Annotated in this window: 18 protein-coding genes; 10 read left to right on the forward strand and 8 right to left on the reverse strand. The window is 43.0% G+C overall.

The genetic code is table 11. The features are described from left to right. Positions 1 to 36: 36 nt before the first annotated feature. From ACJROX_RS03505 to ACJROX_RS03515, 3 genes are all read left to right on the forward strand, one after another. Positions 37 to 1,380: an MATE family efflux transporter gene (locus ACJROX_RS03505; protein WP_408009400.1), complete on the forward strand. Its 1,344-nt coding sequence runs from the start codon at positions 37 to 39 to the stop codon at positions 1,378 to 1,380. A 69-nt stretch (positions 1,381 to 1,449) separates the two neighbouring features. Further along, positions 1,450 to 2,049, forward strand: a complete 600-nt coding sequence (locus ACJROX_RS03510; protein WP_408009401.1) for an abortive infection system antitoxin AbiGi family protein — start codon at positions 1,450 to 1,452, stop codon at positions 2,047 to 2,049. A 223-nt stretch (positions 2,050 to 2,272) separates the two neighbouring features. After that, complete coding sequence (locus tag ACJROX_RS03515) at positions 2,273 to 3,064, forward strand: YfkD family protein (RefSeq protein WP_408009403.1); 792 nt, start codon at positions 2,273 to 2,275, stop codon at positions 3,062 to 3,064. A 50-nt stretch (positions 3,065 to 3,114) separates the two neighbouring features. Here the strand turns inward: ACJROX_RS03515 and ACJROX_RS03520 are convergent, their stop codons facing one another. Continuing rightward, positions 3,115 to 3,447, reverse strand: a complete 333-nt coding sequence (locus ACJROX_RS03520) for a winged helix-turn-helix transcriptional regulator (protein WP_408009404.1) — start codon at positions 3,445 to 3,447, stop codon at positions 3,115 to 3,117. Between the two features lie 153 nt (positions 3,448 to 3,600). On the opposite strand from ACJROX_RS03520, the gene ACJROX_RS03525 reads away from it, so the two are divergent. The 4 genes from ACJROX_RS03525 to rlmD all read left to right on the forward strand — a co-directional run bounded on the left by ACJROX_RS03525 (position 3,601) and on the right by rlmD (position 8,153). After that, positions 3,601 to 3,789, forward strand: a complete 189-nt coding sequence (locus tag ACJROX_RS03525; RefSeq protein ID WP_408009405.1) for an SE1561 family protein — start codon at positions 3,601 to 3,603, stop codon at positions 3,787 to 3,789. Positions 3,790 to 4,084: 295 nt separating this feature from the next. Beyond that, positions 4,085 to 5,629 (forward strand): fumarate hydratase, encoded by a 1,545-nt coding sequence (locus tag ACJROX_RS03530; protein ID WP_408009406.1) that lies wholly within the window; start codon positions 4,085 to 4,087, stop codon positions 5,627 to 5,629. 252 nt (positions 5,630 to 5,881) lie between these two features. After that, positions 5,882 to 6,676 carry a delta-lactam-biosynthetic de-N-acetylase gene (gene pdaA / locus ACJROX_RS03535; RefSeq protein WP_408009407.1) on the forward strand — a complete coding sequence of 265 codons (795 nt, stop codon included), beginning with the start codon at positions 5,882 to 5,884 and terminating at the stop codon, positions 6,674 to 6,676. Between the two features lie 97 nt (positions 6,677 to 6,773). Further along, positions 6,774 to 8,153, forward strand: coding sequence for a 23S rRNA (uracil(1939)-C(5))-methyltransferase RlmD (gene rlmD, locus ACJROX_RS03540; protein WP_408009408.1), 1,380 nt, complete (start codon positions 6,774 to 6,776; stop codon positions 8,151 to 8,153). Positions 8,154 to 8,413: 260 nt separating this feature from the next. Here the strand turns inward: rlmD and ACJROX_RS03545 are convergent, their stop codons facing one another. The 4 genes from ACJROX_RS03545 to ACJROX_RS03560 form a co-directional block, all read right to left on the reverse strand. Then, a complete protein-coding gene (locus tag ACJROX_RS03545; protein WP_408009409.1) occupies positions 8,414 to 8,572 on the reverse strand; it encodes a YfhD family protein in 159 nt (52 codons plus the stop codon). Between the two features lie 286 nt (positions 8,573 to 8,858). Then, entirely contained in the window at positions 8,859 to 9,410 is a 552-nt protein-coding gene (locus ACJROX_RS03550) for a GNAT family N-acetyltransferase (protein ID WP_408009410.1), read from the reverse strand. 393 nt (positions 9,411 to 9,803) lie between these two features. Beyond that, entirely contained in the window at positions 9,804 to 10,928 is a 1,125-nt protein-coding gene (locus ACJROX_RS03555) for an amidohydrolase (RefSeq protein ID WP_408009411.1), read from the reverse strand. 258 nt (positions 10,929 to 11,186) lie between these two features. Continuing rightward, the gene (locus tag ACJROX_RS03560; RefSeq protein ID WP_408009412.1) at positions 11,187 to 12,089 is read right to left on the reverse strand and encodes a TIGR01777 family oxidoreductase; all 903 of its coding nucleotides are present in this window, start codon (positions 12,087 to 12,089) and stop codon (positions 11,187 to 11,189) included. Between the two features lie 109 nt (positions 12,090 to 12,198). On the opposite strand from ACJROX_RS03560, the gene recX reads away from it, so the two are divergent. After that, positions 12,199 to 13,014 carry a recombination regulator RecX gene (recX, locus tag ACJROX_RS03565; RefSeq protein WP_408009413.1) on the forward strand — a complete coding sequence of 272 codons (816 nt, stop codon included), beginning with the start codon at positions 12,199 to 12,201 and terminating at the stop codon, positions 13,012 to 13,014. Here recX and ACJROX_RS03570 read toward each other — a convergent pair. Next, positions 13,001 to 13,672, reverse strand: coding sequence for an SDR family NAD(P)-dependent oxidoreductase (locus ACJROX_RS03570; protein WP_408009414.1), 672 nt, complete (start codon positions 13,670 to 13,672; stop codon positions 13,001 to 13,003). The genes recX and ACJROX_RS03570 overlap by 14 nt on opposite strands. Before the next feature lie 256 nt (positions 13,673 to 13,928). On the opposite strand from ACJROX_RS03570, the gene ACJROX_RS03575 reads away from it, so the two are divergent. Then, complete coding sequence (locus tag ACJROX_RS03575; protein WP_408009415.1) at positions 13,929 to 14,243, forward strand: YfhH family protein; 315 nt, start codon at positions 13,929 to 13,931, stop codon at positions 14,241 to 14,243. An 82-nt stretch (positions 14,244 to 14,325) separates the two neighbouring features. On the opposite strand, the gene ACJROX_RS03580 is transcribed toward ACJROX_RS03575, so the two are convergent. Together ACJROX_RS03580 and ACJROX_RS03585 are read right to left on the reverse strand one after the other, a co-directional pair. Beyond that, positions 14,326 to 14,484, reverse strand: coding sequence for a YpzG family protein (locus ACJROX_RS03580; protein ID WP_221568558.1), 159 nt, complete (start codon positions 14,482 to 14,484; stop codon positions 14,326 to 14,328). A gap of 30 nt (positions 14,485 to 14,514) precedes the next feature. Then, positions 14,515 to 14,658, reverse strand: a complete 144-nt coding sequence (locus ACJROX_RS03585) for a small, acid-soluble spore protein K (protein ID WP_221568559.1) — start codon at positions 14,656 to 14,658, stop codon at positions 14,515 to 14,517. A 95-nt stretch (positions 14,659 to 14,753) separates the two neighbouring features. Here ACJROX_RS03585 and ACJROX_RS03590 point away from each other — a divergent pair, with 95 nt between their 5' ends. Continuing rightward, complete coding sequence (locus tag ACJROX_RS03590) at positions 14,754 to 15,017, forward strand: YfhJ family protein (RefSeq protein ID WP_408009416.1); 264 nt, start codon at positions 14,754 to 14,756, stop codon at positions 15,015 to 15,017. Positions 15,018 to 15,083 lie beyond the last annotated feature (66 nt).

Here is a 15,083-nt window from a genome sequence, read left to right on the forward strand (position 1 = left end):
CCATATGACAGGATTGTGAAAAAAGGTGGTGGAACGATGGCTGTACAAATGGATTTTACAAAAGGTCCAATTCCGAAACAGATGATTGTTTTCTCTGTGCCGATTTTTCTTACGAACATCCTGCAAACATCGTTCCAATTCATCGATAGTGTGTGGGTAGGCAATCTTTTGGGCTCAGATGCTTTAGGTGCGATTTCGATTTCTGCTACATTGATTTTCACTATCCTCTCTTTCATTATCGGGGTGAACAGCGCTTCCCTGACCGTCCTTTCGCAAAAGAAAGGTGTGGACGATGAAGAAGGCCTGAGGGAATCGTTGAATGCTTTTGTCTTTGTGCTTGGCATCATGGCCCTGGCCTTAGGAGTAATCGGGTTCTTTGTATCAGGATGGCTGTTGGAGCTGCTCGGTACACCGGAAGAGATTTTCCCATTAGCGAAAACCTATCTGCAGGTCAATTTCCTCGGAATCCTGTTCTTGTTCGGTTACAATTTTATCGGGACGGTGCTACGGGCTCTTGGCGACAGTAAAACGCCGATTCGATTCGTGTTCATGGCTGTCATCTTAAATACGCTCCTTGATCCGATTTTCATCTGGACCTTTGATATGGGAATCGTAGGTGCAGCGTACGCCACAATCGTCTCCCAAGGTTTTGCATTCGTTTATGGCGTTTTCTATTCGGTATGGAGAGCGAATGTCCCGTTCGTCATGCCCTATGTGCCATCAAGGTTTTACTTTTTTACACTATTTAAGCTCGGTTTTCCGGCAGGACTTCAAATGATGGCGATTTCTGGAGGCGTTGCTGCGATCATGGGTATCGTCGCCCATTTCGGAGCAGATGTAGTGGCCGGTTTTGGAGCTGCCCAGCGCATCGACAGTATCATTATGCTGCCAGCATTTACCTTAGGCTCAGCTGTGAACAGTATGGCAGGCCAGAATATCGGTACCCGTTCGTGGGATCGAGTTGAGGCGATTTCCAAAAACGGAATTTATCTCATACTGGGTGTTTCCTTCTCCATTAGTTTGATTGCATTCATTTTCGCAGAAGGATTGATCCGGTTATTCGTCAGTGACAAGGAAACGATTGCTTTCGGAACCACCTATTTAAAGAGTGTCGCTTTCTTTTATCCATTTCTAGGAATCAATTTTGTCTTGAACGGGATCGTCCGGGCAGCGGGAGCGATGGTCCACATCTTGATTCTTAACCTGATTTCATTCTGGGTGCTTCGTGTCCCATTAACCTACCTTTTTTCGCGGTGGTTAGGTGAAGACGGCATCGCTTTTGGAATTGGGGCGAGTTTTGTCATTAGCAGTGTTGTTGCGTATGGATACTATAAATTCGGTAAGTGGCGTGAAATTGAGATTTTTGAGAAGGAAAGTTGACGTACACATAAATATAGTCAAGATGCACACCCTTTCTGTTAGGAAGTCCTGATAGAAGGGTGTTTTTTTATGCAGCGATATTATTCAAGGATCTATTGGCATTTCACTGGTTCTCCAAAAGGCGATGTACAAGTTCTAAGTCCAGATGAATTGGTGAAAAAGAGCAAGCCGAAGTCTGAAAAAGAATCTGTTGATATCCTGTTGAAGATTTTGCAGTCGCAACGGTTAAAAGCAACCAGTCAGGAGCAGGTAGGTCCTTATAAAACAAACGCCTTCTGCAGTACGACTGATATCCCGTTCAAAGATCTGGTGGAGCACGCTGTTTACTACGGTAGAGCTGCGATCGGATTTAAAGCAGAGGCTGTCCATGATGTATTTTTGCCAGTTTGTTATCTGTCATCTGTCCATGAATCACAGGATAACTTATTGAAAGATGTGCACCCATTGATGGATTTCATAAAAATCACCGACTTCCACCCGAAGGAAGGGCATACGTTTTATCGGGAAAGGGAGTGGCGGAACATTGGTGATTTCGTTTTTGAAAAAAAGGAGATTGCAGCCGTCGTGGTCCCGGATGACGCGCTGAAAATGGTTCGAACTTTCCTGGGAGCCCAAGGGTATCCTGATGATATTTCAGTGTTGTCGTGGCGATTGATCGAGGAAGCTTAGCATACGAGTATTCCTTCGACAATTCTTTCAAATTGTCAATCAAATGTTTGATTAAGCTTTTTAATGTAGTATCAGTCTGGAAATTTACATTTCAATCAAACGTTTGTTTGAAACTTTGGGAAATGTGTCGATTGAAAATTTCACACTTTGAAGGCATGAAAAATTTGGCATGTAGATTTTATCCCGAGTGGAAAAAAATAAGGGTAAGAAAGGAGCATGTCCGATGAGAAAGTTGGGTATTTTGATCGCCTGCTTAGGGCTGTTACTATTGCCGGATCAGGCATTATCCGCTGAAAAAACGAAGAGTTCCGAGAGGATGACGATTCCGAATTCGACTGTGTCGATTTCAAAAGAAAACACATATCCAAATGCAACACAAGACTTACCTGATTTACAACCAAGTCAGCTGACAGAGGAAATGTTCTCGACAACCGATATAAAAATCGAGAATCCGGAACTTATCCGTCTCTTTAATGAATCCAGTATTTCACCTTCAAAAGCTGCGATTGGTTATCGTGCAAAAATCTATTTAGGTCAATGGCCATTGAATTATGAGTCAGCAGAGACGAATGTGAATTGGGAATATCAGAAGGTGAATATCAACCAATTGAATAACCGTGGTGGTAAAACGGTTTCTCAACTGCAATTCAATCAAGAAAATGAAAAGAAGGTATCTGGGGGTTTAACGGCTCAGATTGAGAGTCCTGAGGATGTCCAGAAGATGATGATGATCAAGGCTTCGCAAAAAACAGGCCTTCCTCTTTCATTCACGACGATCATTGGAAGAGGAACGAAGAAAGAGAACGTTTATAACATACCGCCAAAGAAGGTCGGATACTTGTATGGATACGTTCCTGCTATAAATGAAAAAGGAAGAGTCACTTACGGCGAAGTGTTCATCAATCTGAAGGGAAGCAAGAAGAGTATTGAAGTGAAGAATGTGACCCATCAAGGAATCGGAGCTTGGATCCCAGTTCAGGATTACATTTCCCTCAGGTTCAATATGACAAACTAAAAGGTAAACAAGCACAAAATAAAGGGGCTGACACTTAAAAGTCGCCCCTTTTATCTACCATTTGTTTGTTCCATTTCCACCCAGTCATCACTCCAACGCTGGATTTCACTGATGACATTCTTTAGTGAAATACCTTTATCGGTCAGCGTGTATTCGATTCGTACAGGTGTTTCTGGATAGACCTCACGATTTACGATGCCGACAGCTTCAAGCTCTTTCATTCGTTCTGTCAGCATTCTGTCACTCATATCAGGAATTTGTTTTTTTATATCTTTAAATCGTTTAGGCCCAGAAAGCAAAACACGAATGATCAGACCTGTCCACTTTTTGCCGATGATTTCGATTGCCGCTTCGTATTTCGGGCACATGCTTTCATAATTCATCAAACATCACCTCGAATTGAGTTTAAATCCATTCTATTACTTTTAGTGTAAGGTTTTGACTTACTTTTGTAAAGCAATAGTAAAGACGGGTAAATCCCAACACTTTGCAAAAATCTGTTATCATATTAAAGGAAAAAGAAAGGAGATCTTTTAATGGGTAATGCCGTAAACGATAAATCATCACAAATGGATTATATCCAAAACAGAATCGACATGCTACTTAAAGTATTGGATACGATCGATCCTGAAACCGCTGGAATCGAAGAAATCGATCGGATCATCGCCATGTTGGATGAACTTGAACAGAAATGTAAACAATTCCGCCATAACTGGGAGGAATAGTTGATATATAAAGAATTTAGCTGAACGATTTGTTATACTGGAAATATGTTTAATATATTATGTTTCCGCTTTCAATGTGTTATTTTCTGAAGGCCTTTGTTAAATAGTAATGTTGATTTTTTCAAAAAATTTTCTGAAGCGAAATTCGCGACACTCCCGGAAAGGGAGTGAATTTTGCATATATAAACAATGAACTTTAACAGAGCCTTTCTAAAATTCATTATTCCACCAGGATGTTGGGGAAGAGGAGCCCTTCATCTTGTGTGAAAATCTTCATAAAGGGGACACTGGGGAAATGGAAAAACTGAAAGACAGTATGTATGAATTGATTGTTGAAACGTCAACCAATTTACCGAAGGACGTACGTCGCGCGATTGCTAAAGCAAAAGCCCAAGAAAATGCAGGGACTCGTGCAGCGATGTCCCTCGATACGATCAGTGAAAATATTTTAAAGGCTGATGAGAATGTTTCGCCAATCTGTCAGGATACAGGTTTGCCGACATTCAAGGTGAAAGTACCGGTTGGTGTGAACCAGCTGAAAATCAAGGAAGCTATTCTTGAAGCGATCAAGCAAGCGACAGATGATACGAAGCTTCGCCCCAACTCGGTCGATTCTTTGACTGGTGCGAACAGCGGTGACAATCTTGGACCAGGGACGCCTGTCATCAAGTTCGAGCAGTGGGAAAAGGATTACATCGATGCACGGTTGATTCTGAAGGGTGGCGGCTGTGAAAATAAGAATATCCAATACAGCCTACCGACTGAATTAGAAGGACTTGGACGCGCTGGCCGTGACCTGGATGGGATCCGTAAGTGTATCATGCATTCTGTCTATCAAGCGCAAGGGCAAGGGTGCAGCGCAGGCTTTATCGGAGTCGGAATCGGCGGTGACCGTACTTCAGGTTACGAGCTCGCTAAAGAGCAGCTCTTCCGGTCTGTAGAAGATGTCAATCCGAATGAAGATCTTCGTAAGCTTGAAGAATACGTGATGGATAACGCCAATGAGCTTGGTATCGGCACAATGGGCTTTGGAGGAGAGACGACCCTTCTAGGTTGTAAAGTCGGCGTCATGAACCGTATTCCTGCAAGCTTCTTCGTATCTGTCGCTTACAACTGCTGGGCGTATCGTCGCCTCGGATTCAAGCTTGATCCGAACACGGGTGAGATTTTGGAATGGTTCTACCAGGACGGTGAAAAGGTCGATTTCAAAAAAGAGATGGAAAAAGCTGCAGCGGCTCTTGATGAGACGAAGGAAGTTCGCGAGGTCGTACTTGAAGCACCTATTACGGAAGAAAAAATCCGTGAATTGCGAGTCGGTGATGTCGTGCGTATCAACGGTGTAATGCATACTGGCCGTGACGCGATCCATAAACACCTGATTAGCAATGATGCACCTATCGATCTCGACGGTCAGATCATCTATCACTGCGGTCCGGTCATCATGAAGGATACGAACGGAGAATATCATGTCAAAGCTGCAGGACCAACGACAAGTATCCGTGAAGAGCCTTATCAGGGTGACATCATGAAGAAATTTGGCATCCGTGCAGTCATCGGAAAAGGTGGCATGGGGCCGAAGACCCTGAAGGCATTGGAAGAGCACGGCGGGGTCTACTTGAATGCAATCGGCGGTGCCGCGCAATATTATGCAGAGTGCATCAAAAAGGTAGACGGAGTCGATCTTCTCGAATTCGGTATCCCAGAAGCGATGTGGCACTTGCAGGTAGAAGGCTTCACAGCGGTCGTGACCATGGATTCACACGGGAACAGCTTGCACCACGATGTAGAAAAATCATCATTAGAAAAGCTGGCCCAATTCAAAGACCCAGTATTCAAATAAAATGTATATCGTAAAAGTCGGGGACCCACCCCGGCTTTTTGATTTAGTGTACCATTTAGTGTACCAGGCACCGATTAGAAAGCCTTGGCGCTGTAAGTTCTCAATCGGTGCCTGGCACTGAAGCGGAAACCTTGCGGTTGTTGGGGTTTGAAATGGTGCCTGGTACACATGAAATGGTAATCGATTCCTCGTATGGATACATCCTCTTCATTCAAACTAAGACTAAGGATGAGAAAAAGGAGTCGAGTGCTGTTGAAGAAGTTTGCAATATTGATATTGATATTAAGCTTTATTTTATCTGTTCCGTTTGATACTTTTGCTTATTCGAACCAGAAGCATGATTGGTTCTTTAAGAGGGGCAAGGATCAGCAGCCAGCTACAACTGATCAGAAATTCATCGATCTCCTGGAAAAATACAATGGTTATTATATCGGGGATACACGTGAGAAAAACCTTTATCTCACATTTGATAACGGTTATGAAAATGGATACACGGTAAAGGTATTGGATGTATTAAAGGAAAAAAAGGTACCGGCAGCATTTTTCGTAACAGGCCATTATCTTAATGATCAATCAGAACTTGTGAAACGGATGGTGGAGGAAGGACATATCGTCGGAAACCATTCGTGGCACCATCCTGATCTAACGGCTGTAAGCGATGAACGTCTGAAGCAAGAGCTACAAAAGGTAAAAAATAAATACCAGGAACTCACAGGACGGAACGATATGATGTACCTACGGCCGCCACGGGGCGTTTTTAGCGAACGTACCTTAGCCCTATCTGAAAAAGAAGGCTATATCAATGTATTCTGGTCACTCGCCTATATGGACTGGGTGACGAATCAGCAAAAAGGTGCTGATTATGCATACCGAAGCATTATGAAACAAATTCATCCGGGATCGATTTTATTGCTGCATTCGGTTTCGAAAGACAATGCGGAAGCACTCGGTAAGGTGATCGATGACTTGAGGAAGCAAGGGTATTCCTTTAAAAGCTTAGATCATCTTGTAGCGAACGACCGTATTCCCAACCCAATTGCCAACTAAATAACAGAAGGCAGCCTTTGATGTCATATCGGAGGTTGTCTTTTTCTGTTGGAACCGTGATATAATAAGGCCGATTATAAAAGGACGGAGTGTAAGTATGAAAGCAACCGAAACAAAGCTGAAAGCAGGAGATATCATCCGGTTAGCCATCAAACGACTTGGGATCAATGGAGAGGGCATCGGTTTTTACAATAAAAAGGTTACCTTCGTAACAGGAGCGCTACCGGGGGAAGAAGTGATCGCTAAAGTGACGAAGCCATTACCGAACCGGATTGAAGCTGAAATGGTGTCGATTAAAAAGAGATCGAAGGACCGTGTCAAACCGCCCTGTCCGATCTATGACCAATGCGGCGGCTGCCAGCTTCAGCATTTACGCTATGAAGCACAGTTGAGAGAAAAGAAAGACATCGTGCGGCAAGCATTCGACCGATATACTGATTTCGACGCTCATCACCTGCCTTTGAAAGATACGATCGGTATGGAAGATCCTTGGAATTACAGAAATAAAAGTCAGTTCCAGGTTGCTAAAAAGGGTGCAAGTGTGCTGGCAGGACTGTATGGACTCGGCTCCCATAAACTGATCGATCTATCTAATTGTATGGTTCAGCATCCACAAACAACGAGTGTTACCAATACCGTTAAAAAGATATTAGAGGACTTGAACATTTCGATTTATAATGAGCGGAAACGTTCGGGGATTATAAGGACCATTGTGACCAGGGTAAGTTTTAAGACAGAGAAGGTTCAGGTAGTATTGATTACGGCTCAGCGGGAGATCCCGAAAAAGGATTTGCTTATAAAAGAAATGAAGAAGCAGCTACCTGAAGTCACGTCCATTCTCCAAAACATCAATGGCCAGAAAACCTCACTGATCTTTGGAGATGAAACGATCCATTTAGAAGGTGATCAAACGATTCAAGAAACGTTAGGTGATCTATCGTTCGAATTGTCCGCAAGAGCATTCTTTCAATTGAATCCTGTCCAGACAGTCAAACTTTATAACGAAACACGGAGAGCGGCAAAACTTACAGGTGAAGAGAAGGTGGTCGATGCTTACTGCGGTGTAGGGACGATCGGTCTATGGCTTTCAGAACGTGCAGGAGAGATACGCGGCATGGATGTCATTGAAGAATCGATTAAGGATGCTAATGAAAATGCTGCCCGTCAAGGAATCAACAATGCCACTTACGTAACGGGTAAAGCTGAGGACCTGCTGCCGAAATGGTTGAAGGAAGGCTGGAAACCCAACGTCATCGTCGTTGATCCACCGAGAACTGGATGCGATATGGCCTTTTTGAAGACGGTAGCAAAAGTCCAACCGAAACGGATGGTATATGTCTCGTGCAATCCATCCACCTTGGCAAAGGATGTGGATTATTTGGCTGAACGTGGATTTAAAATCGAACGACTGCAACCTGTGGATATGTTTCCGCATACAGCCCACGTCGAAGTCGTCGCCACATTAGTGAGAAAGTAACATACAAGTGCCAGGCACCGATCTGGACTCCTTGAGGCTCAAGGTTTCTGAATCGGTGCCTGGCACGCTATCGTAGTAATCAACAGTTTATCCACAAAATTAGGATAAATTGATATGAGGTCTGACAAGTTATTCACTGTTTTATGCACATTATCCACATATATGATATTTAGTTATACACTTATCCACAAGTGAAATCACAAAAAAACAAAGGAGACTTGCCGGGGAAGGGACAAGTCTCCTGTTCAGTCTTGCAGAGGTTACTTACGTCTTGCGCGACGATCAGCCGCTCTTGCTCTTTCCTGCGCTTGCAGATCCTCAGAGTCGGCAAGCTCTTGGGAAAACTCAACATCACGACCATCAGGTGCGATGTTTTGTTTGTTCTGTGCTTGGTTGCGAGAACGTTTGTCTTTTCCCATGAGTGAACCCTCCTTAGACAAATGGTGAGAGGATGACCTCTCGTTTATTATGATGCGCAAATTCCTGTGAACTATAAGAGGAAAGAAAGGGTAAACGTGTGAAAAAATGTAGTCATCCACATGTGTATAACTGTCGGGAATCCAAGTATCTCGTATCTCCAACAGTTATTAACGCAATTTTTAGTTATACCCGCGTATTTAATCCACAAATCCCTCTAACCAGTCCCGACTAACATCTGATCATCAAAAAACCCGGCCCAACTCGGGCCAGGCTTTTAAATAACGTTCAAGCTTCCATCGCTTCTTCAACAAGAGAAGAATGGCGTGCTGTATACATATAATAAGTATCGCGTTCAATTTGAAAAAGGTTATACACATCTTCTACAGCATTCAGTTGTTGATAGATGTCTTGACGTGTTTCGTTCGCAAGCGAAACATATGGAATCTTCAATGCCGCACGTTCTGATCGAGGATTCGTTTTCCGGATCCGCATGAAGATTGTTTGGATATTTTTTTCAAAGAAAAGCTCATTGAAAAATAATTCCTTCGCCAGTTGATTATAGCCTTTTCCGTGGTGTGGTTTGCCGATCCACGTTCCTAAAAAACCACAGTTATCCTGAATGTCGAACAGATTGATCGTACCGATCGGGTTACCCCATTCATCTAAAATCGTTCTAGAAATCAGTTCCCCATTCTCTTCTGCTTCCAATGTCTGTTTTGTCAAAAAGATGAACTCTTCGACAGAACCAGCTTTGTGGCGCACAAAAGGGAAGACAGCAGGGTCTGCCATCAACTCATAAAGAACATGACATTCGTTTAGATCACGTTTCTTTAACATTTTATACATCCTCCCAAAGAGGGCAGTCGACTCCTACCCTCGAATTAAAATTTCTAATTCGGGGTGGGAATCGAACCCACTAAGACCAGATGTACTGGTGGCGCACCAATTGCCTTCCCTTACCTTTGAATATTTTGTTTTTTTGATTCCAAAATCCTATAAATGCTAGTACGGCTCAGCCCACGCGCGTCATGGCTTCACCACGTCTTTATAAACATATAATAATCGATTTATCTCAAAAATGGAACCAATATTTTTTGTTAATATTCGTCTTTTTATATCGAGGGTACTTGTCCCTATATCGTATGCATTTCGATCAAAAATCGTTCGCTTGCAACCGAAAATTGGACAAGTGTTTAGACCTTGCTGGAAATACGTTTTTTATCGTTATCTTCAACTGAATTTCTTGTATACGATATTGCCTGCGATCATTGTCAAATTCGGTAAGGCTGAAAAATGGAAAGGATGGTCGTTCCATAACGTGATGTCTGCGTCTTTTCCGATCTCTAAACTTCCAACCCTGTCGTCAATGCCAAGGTTTTTTGCTGGATTGATCGTGATTCCCGCTAGCGCATTCTCAACAGATAACCCTTCACGGACCGCTATTGCTGCGCACACATTTAAATATTGGATCGGTGTATATGGATGATCTGTTGTGATCGATACTGACACACCGTGATCAGTCAGAACTTTATAGGTCTGCCATGATTTGTTTTTCAATTCGATCTTCGACTTTCGTGTCAGGGTAGGCCCAACTGATACTTGTAAATTGCGGTCAATGAGTTCTGAAGCGACCAGATGCCCTTCGGTACAATGCTCGATCCGTAAATCCAGCTCAAATTCATCCGCGAATCGGATTGCAGATAGAATATCGTCCGCACGGTGGGCGTGGATTCGTACTGGCATCTCACGTTTCAAAACGGAAATGATCGGGGCAGTCCTCAGGCATTCAGGATTATCCGTATTGATTGCTTTATAAAACTCTTCCCGCAGCATGCCCATGATCCCCATACGGGTGATAGAGTCGTTATGACGACCGCTGTGAATCCGTTTCGGGTTCTCACCGAGTGCAATTTTCAAGCCTGCTTTATCTTTCACGATCATCTTTTGGATGTTTTTGCCGTATGTTTTTATGACAGCAGTCTGCCCGCCGATGATATTCTGACTGCCAGGCATGACGTGCGCTGTGGTGATTCCGAATTTGATCGCATCGTTAAACGCGATGTCTAATGGATGTACGCCATCGATTGCCCTGATATGGGGTGTGAGGGGCTCGTGTGTTTCATTCGCATCGTTTCCAGCCCAGCCTGTTCCTTCATCATATAGCCCGAGATGGGTATGTACATCAATGAAACCAGGCAGCAAGTGCATACCAGAGGCGTCAATCACTTTTGTGTAGCGATCGCTGTTGATCTTGGCTGCTATATTTTTGATTTTCCCGTCCTCAATCAAAAGATCCCCTTGAAATGGGGGAGATGTAACGGGATATAAAATTGCATTTTTGAATAACGTTTTCATGCTATACCTCTTCCTATTCACTGAACGAATGGATCGCGTGACATTTTTTCCAACTTAGTCTTCAGATCCAGTATATTCAATTATAGCTTAACCCGCGCCTTCTAATGGCTCAGGGACAGTGGCTTTTAAAATCAAGTATAGCTTTAACATGCCTCTAGAGGAAGATATTTTATATTTTAAGAAAGTATAAAATACTTTCTTCAATATAAGGGTAACTAAGACTCGACCTTCAAAAGCCTTGGCCTCGCCAAGTTTTCTTTATTGTTCATAAATTGCGTTCAAAGCAGATGAAAGGGTCGGGTAGTTGAATTTATATTCATGATCAAGTGCTTTCTGTGGATAAACCTTTTGTCCTTCCAGGATCAAAGAGCTCATTTCGCCTAATGTGGTACGTAGTACAAAACCAGGCAGCGGAAACCAATGGGGACGATTCAAACTGCGTCCGAGAAGTCTACCGAAATCATCCATCTGGACAGGGTGGGGTGATGTTGCATTTAAAGCACCTTCGATTTGCGGGTTTTTAATTGCAAAATCAATGATTCCGACAATATCACGGATATGGATCCATGAATACCACTGTTCACCTGAACCAATCGGACCTCCGCCATAAAGCTTATATGGAAGGGCCATACGTGGTAATGCACCTTCATCTTTATCAAGTATGAGACCGAATCTTGTACAAACGACTCGTAAGCCATAATCATTTGCTTTCAATGCTTCATTTTCCCATTGTCTTGTCACTTCAGCCAGGAAGCCATTACCCGGCTCTTCTGACCACTCATCGAATTTGTCTGTTTTGGAGGTGCCGTAATAACCGACAGCTGAGGCATTGATCAATACATCAGGCTTCATTCCCTGCTGCTTGATCAGATCCAAAGTCGAACGGGTTGCCTGGATTCGACTCGATAGGATTTTTTCTTTCTTTTCTTCTGTCCATCTTCCGTTGATTGATTCACCAGCGAGGTTGACGACGGCATCAAGAAACGGGAGTTCGTCTAATTGATGATCATCCGAAAGCCATTTTATATAGGTGACTCTTTCTTTTTCCGGCTTCCCGTCAGGACTCCGTGTCAAAATATAGACGTCATGCCCTTTTGAAGTAAAATGATCAGTCAACGCTTGTCCTACAAATCCAGAACCACCTGAGATGGCGATTTTCATCTCCATTCCTCCCTCACCTGTTACTAAAATATTTCTCTACAGTTTGTGTTTTCCCTTTTTAAAACAGGTTAATCAATGGATATGATAAAATATGAATGAGGTGATCCAAATGAAAATAGCAAAGATCACAGTCCAGAAGAAAAACAAAAGCCGGTTCAATGTCTATATAGATCGTGGCAATGGGGAAGAATTCGGTTTTGGCATTGATGAGGAAGTGTACATAAAATCAGGCATCCGAAAGGGTATGGAGCTGACGGACGAACAGATAGAAGAGCTTCTAGTGGAAGACCAGTTCAGCAAAGGTTTGAATAGTGCGATGCATTTCTTGTCATTCCGAATGAGATCGATTGAGGAGGTCGATCGGTTCCTGTTGAAAAAAGAATTTGATCCTGTCACTAGAAAAGCAGTGATAGAGCGGTTGCAAGTGATGGGGTACTTGAATGACCTTGATTTTGCAAAAATGTTCATCCGCAGTAAGATTTCGATTACAAAAAAGGGGCCGAAAGCGCTGAAACAGGAGCTTAATCAAAAAGGGGTGGACGAAAAAATCATTGAGGAAGCATTGACGATTTACCCGCATGATGAACAGATCGAGGAAGCGACGAATCTAGTACAGAAAAAAGCGAAGCAATACAAAAAGCTGAGCGAAAATGCACTTAAGCAGAAGCTCGCTCAAGTTTTACAGCAGAAGGGTTTTTCGTGGAGTGTAATTGAACAAGCCATTGAAAAAGCCTCCCTTGATAAAGATGAAGAAGAGGAAAGGGAAGCGTTGGAAATGCAAGCTCAAAAGGCGCACCGAAAATACAGCAAATTCACTGGCTGGGAATACAAACAGAAAATGAAACAGTCCCTTTATCGTAAAGGTTTTCCAATTGAATTGATTGAGGAATGGCTGAATGAAAACCAGGACTTCAACGATCAATAAAAATTTCTGCTTGGCCGGAATTCTGTTCAACAATAAGCTTGGCTACTTCATCCGGGCTTTTTAGACGAGAGCGATCTTGGATGTGATCAGTTTCATCCCAAAATGGTGTATCCATGCCGCCCATATAGACTGCCGTCACCTTGATGGCGGTTTCTTCAAACTCTTTGATCAGACTTTCTGTAAATCCTCTGACAGCAAATTTGCTTGCAACATACACGGATTCGTTTTTCTTGCCCCTTAATCCCGCTGTGGAAATGATATTAAGTATTTGGCCTTCACCATGATCTACGAATACAGGAACTACAGCTCTCGTAATATTGATCGTCCCTTTCACGTTCGTAGCTATGACTTGATCGATTTCTTCATTCGTGTAAGAATCCAGTGGACCAAAGCAGCCCGTACCTGCATTGTTGATGAGGACGTCAATTTTCGTTAATTTTAAGAGTGACTGGATTGTTCTTTGGACTTCCTTGTGGGCAGTGATATCACATACGATAGCCGTTGCATTGCCGCCAGCTTCTTTAATGATATTTTCAACCTTTTCAAGTGTTTTTAATGTGCGTCCGACAAGATAGACATGGCAGCCTTCAGCGCTGTACTGGATAGCCAGGCTTTTACCAAGTCCAGTCCCTGCACCGGTTATCAATATATTTTTCATGGTGAAACACTCCTTGATATCGGATTCTCCATTATGCTAGCATAACTTTTCTCGATGGCAAAATAGGGACAATTGTTCTACTATAAAGTATAAATATTTCTTAAGTTTAAGTGCACAAGCTGTTCACTTCGGAAGCACACTCCGCACGAAGGAAAAGCATTTGCTTTTTCGAGGAACTACGGCTCAGCCGTTGCCATAAGCTTGGCTTTTCCAAGTTTTCTTTATATACTTTAGAATGAGTTCAGGAGGTAAAGTTATGAGTAGATTATTCAGTGAGATGAGTGAATTTGAAATACATGAAGAAATCAGAAATCTGACAGAGAAAGCCCGGAAAGCTGAGCAGCATGGTATCGTGAATGAAGTAGCTGTGTACGAACGGAAAATTGCGATGGCGAAAAGCTATCTGCTTGATCCATCAGATTTCAAAAAAGGTGAAGTGTACGAGCTCAAAAATGACCCTGGAAGTACGTTTGAAATTTCTTATATGAATGGCGTTTTTGCCTGGGGGTACCGTAATGATGATAAGGAGCTTGAAGCATTTCCGATTTCTATGCTAAGAAGTAAAAAGTAAAAAGGGTGACTCAAAGTGTACGGTGCCGCCTTTTTAAGGGCTCCGTCAAACAACGATGAGTCAACGCCTTCAAATAAGCACGTTAAGAACGTTTACGTGTTTCAACTTTCAAAACATGATTGTGTAAGCTTCGTTCAGTTTCACCGTTAACTTGGTGGAACGAGTGCTTAGGGTTAGCTCGAGGTGATTGGAAAGGATCTTCATAGGCAGGATGCAGCCTGTCACGGTTGTCTTTTGCCATGAGTTGACACCTCCTCACAAGGTAGCTAGCTTAGGAACGGTTGGATCGACTCATCCGTTCTTGCGGCTGAGTCTGGGTCTTGCCATCAGTTCGTTTAGACGCATATTCTCCTTTCGCACGGGCTTCGCCGTCAGGAGACATGGTATGAGGAAAGTTTTTTGCTTTATTTCGCATTGGTAACACTCCTTTCTAAACGATACTTTTAGTATGGGATGATCGGTCGGTCAATATGTTGGGGAATTATTAACATAGGAAACGGGGAGATCACTTTGGAAGAAATCTTTCATAATCTAGCTGAAGAATTAAGGAGAAAAAATCCGTATTTGACGTATGAAGAAGCGCGAAGCTGGGTGGAGGCTTTATGGGAAGATTTTGAAACGACCAGGGCACGTGCCGGGCGCAGTTTTAAGGGCCAACAAGTGACTGAGCGGATTGTCCGTGAGTGGATCACAAGATTTGGGGACAAACTCCATGAATATTTCAGTGAGAATCCTAAGTTCCAGCATTTGCTTAAAAAAGGGCCGAAGCATTAAACCTGTATTGGCCGAATGATTTATCAGTGCAGATTTGATTTATCGGTGCAGATCAAATATATATCG

Source organism: Pseudalkalibacillus sp. A8, from assembly GCF_045920555.1.
Taxonomy (GTDB): Bacteria; Bacillota; Bacilli; order Bacillales; family Fictibacillaceae; genus Pseudalkalibacillus.

Coding starts and splice junctions, on each gene's coding strand:
- ACJROX_RS03505 (WP_408009400.1), top strand. CDS start 37: ATGGCTGTACAAATGGATTTTACAAAAGGTCCAATTCCGAAACAGATG.
- ACJROX_RS03510 (WP_408009401.1), top strand. CDS start 1,450: ATGCAGCGATATTATTCAAGGATCTATTGGCATTTCACTGGTTCTCCA.
- ACJROX_RS03515 (WP_408009403.1), top strand. CDS start 2,273: ATGAGAAAGTTGGGTATTTTGATCGCCTGCTTAGGGCTGTTACTATTG.
- ACJROX_RS03520 (WP_408009404.1), bottom strand. CDS start 3,447: ATGAATTATGAAAGCATGTGCCCGAAATACGAAGCGGCAATCGAAATC.
- ACJROX_RS03525 (WP_408009405.1), top strand. CDS start 3,601: ATGGGTAATGCCGTAAACGATAAATCATCACAAATGGATTATATCCAA.
- ACJROX_RS03530 (WP_408009406.1), top strand. CDS start 4,085: ATGGAAAAACTGAAAGACAGTATGTATGAATTGATTGTTGAAACGTCA.
- rlmD (WP_408009408.1), top strand. CDS start 6,774: ATGAAAGCAACCGAAACAAAGCTGAAAGCAGGAGATATCATCCGGTTA.
- ACJROX_RS03545 (WP_408009409.1), bottom strand. CDS start 8,572: ATGGGAAAAGACAAACGTTCTCGCAACCAAGCACAGAACAAACAAAAC.
- ACJROX_RS03550 (WP_408009410.1), bottom strand. CDS start 9,410: ATGTTAAAGAAACGTGATCTAAACGAATGTCATGTTCTTTATGAGTTG.
- ACJROX_RS03555 (WP_408009411.1), bottom strand. CDS start 10,928: ATGAAAACGTTATTCAAAAATGCAATTTTATATCCCGTTACATCTCCC.
- ACJROX_RS03560 (WP_408009412.1), bottom strand. CDS start 12,089: ATGAAAATCGCCATCTCAGGTGGTTCTGGATTTGTAGGACAAGCGTTG.
- recX (WP_408009413.1), top strand. CDS start 12,199: ATGAAAATAGCAAAGATCACAGTCCAGAAGAAAAACAAAAGCCGGTTC.
- ACJROX_RS03570 (WP_408009414.1), bottom strand. CDS start 13,672: ATGAAAAATATATTGATAACCGGTGCAGGGACTGGACTTGGTAAAAGC.
- ACJROX_RS03575 (WP_408009415.1), top strand. CDS start 13,929: ATGAGTAGATTATTCAGTGAGATGAGTGAATTTGAAATACATGAAGAA.
- ACJROX_RS03580 (WP_221568558.1), bottom strand. CDS start 14,484: ATGGCAAAAGACAACCGTGACAGGCTGCATCCTGCCTATGAAGATCCT.
- ACJROX_RS03585 (WP_221568559.1), bottom strand. CDS start 14,658: ATGCGAAATAAAGCAAAAAACTTTCCTCATACCATGTCTCCTGACGGC.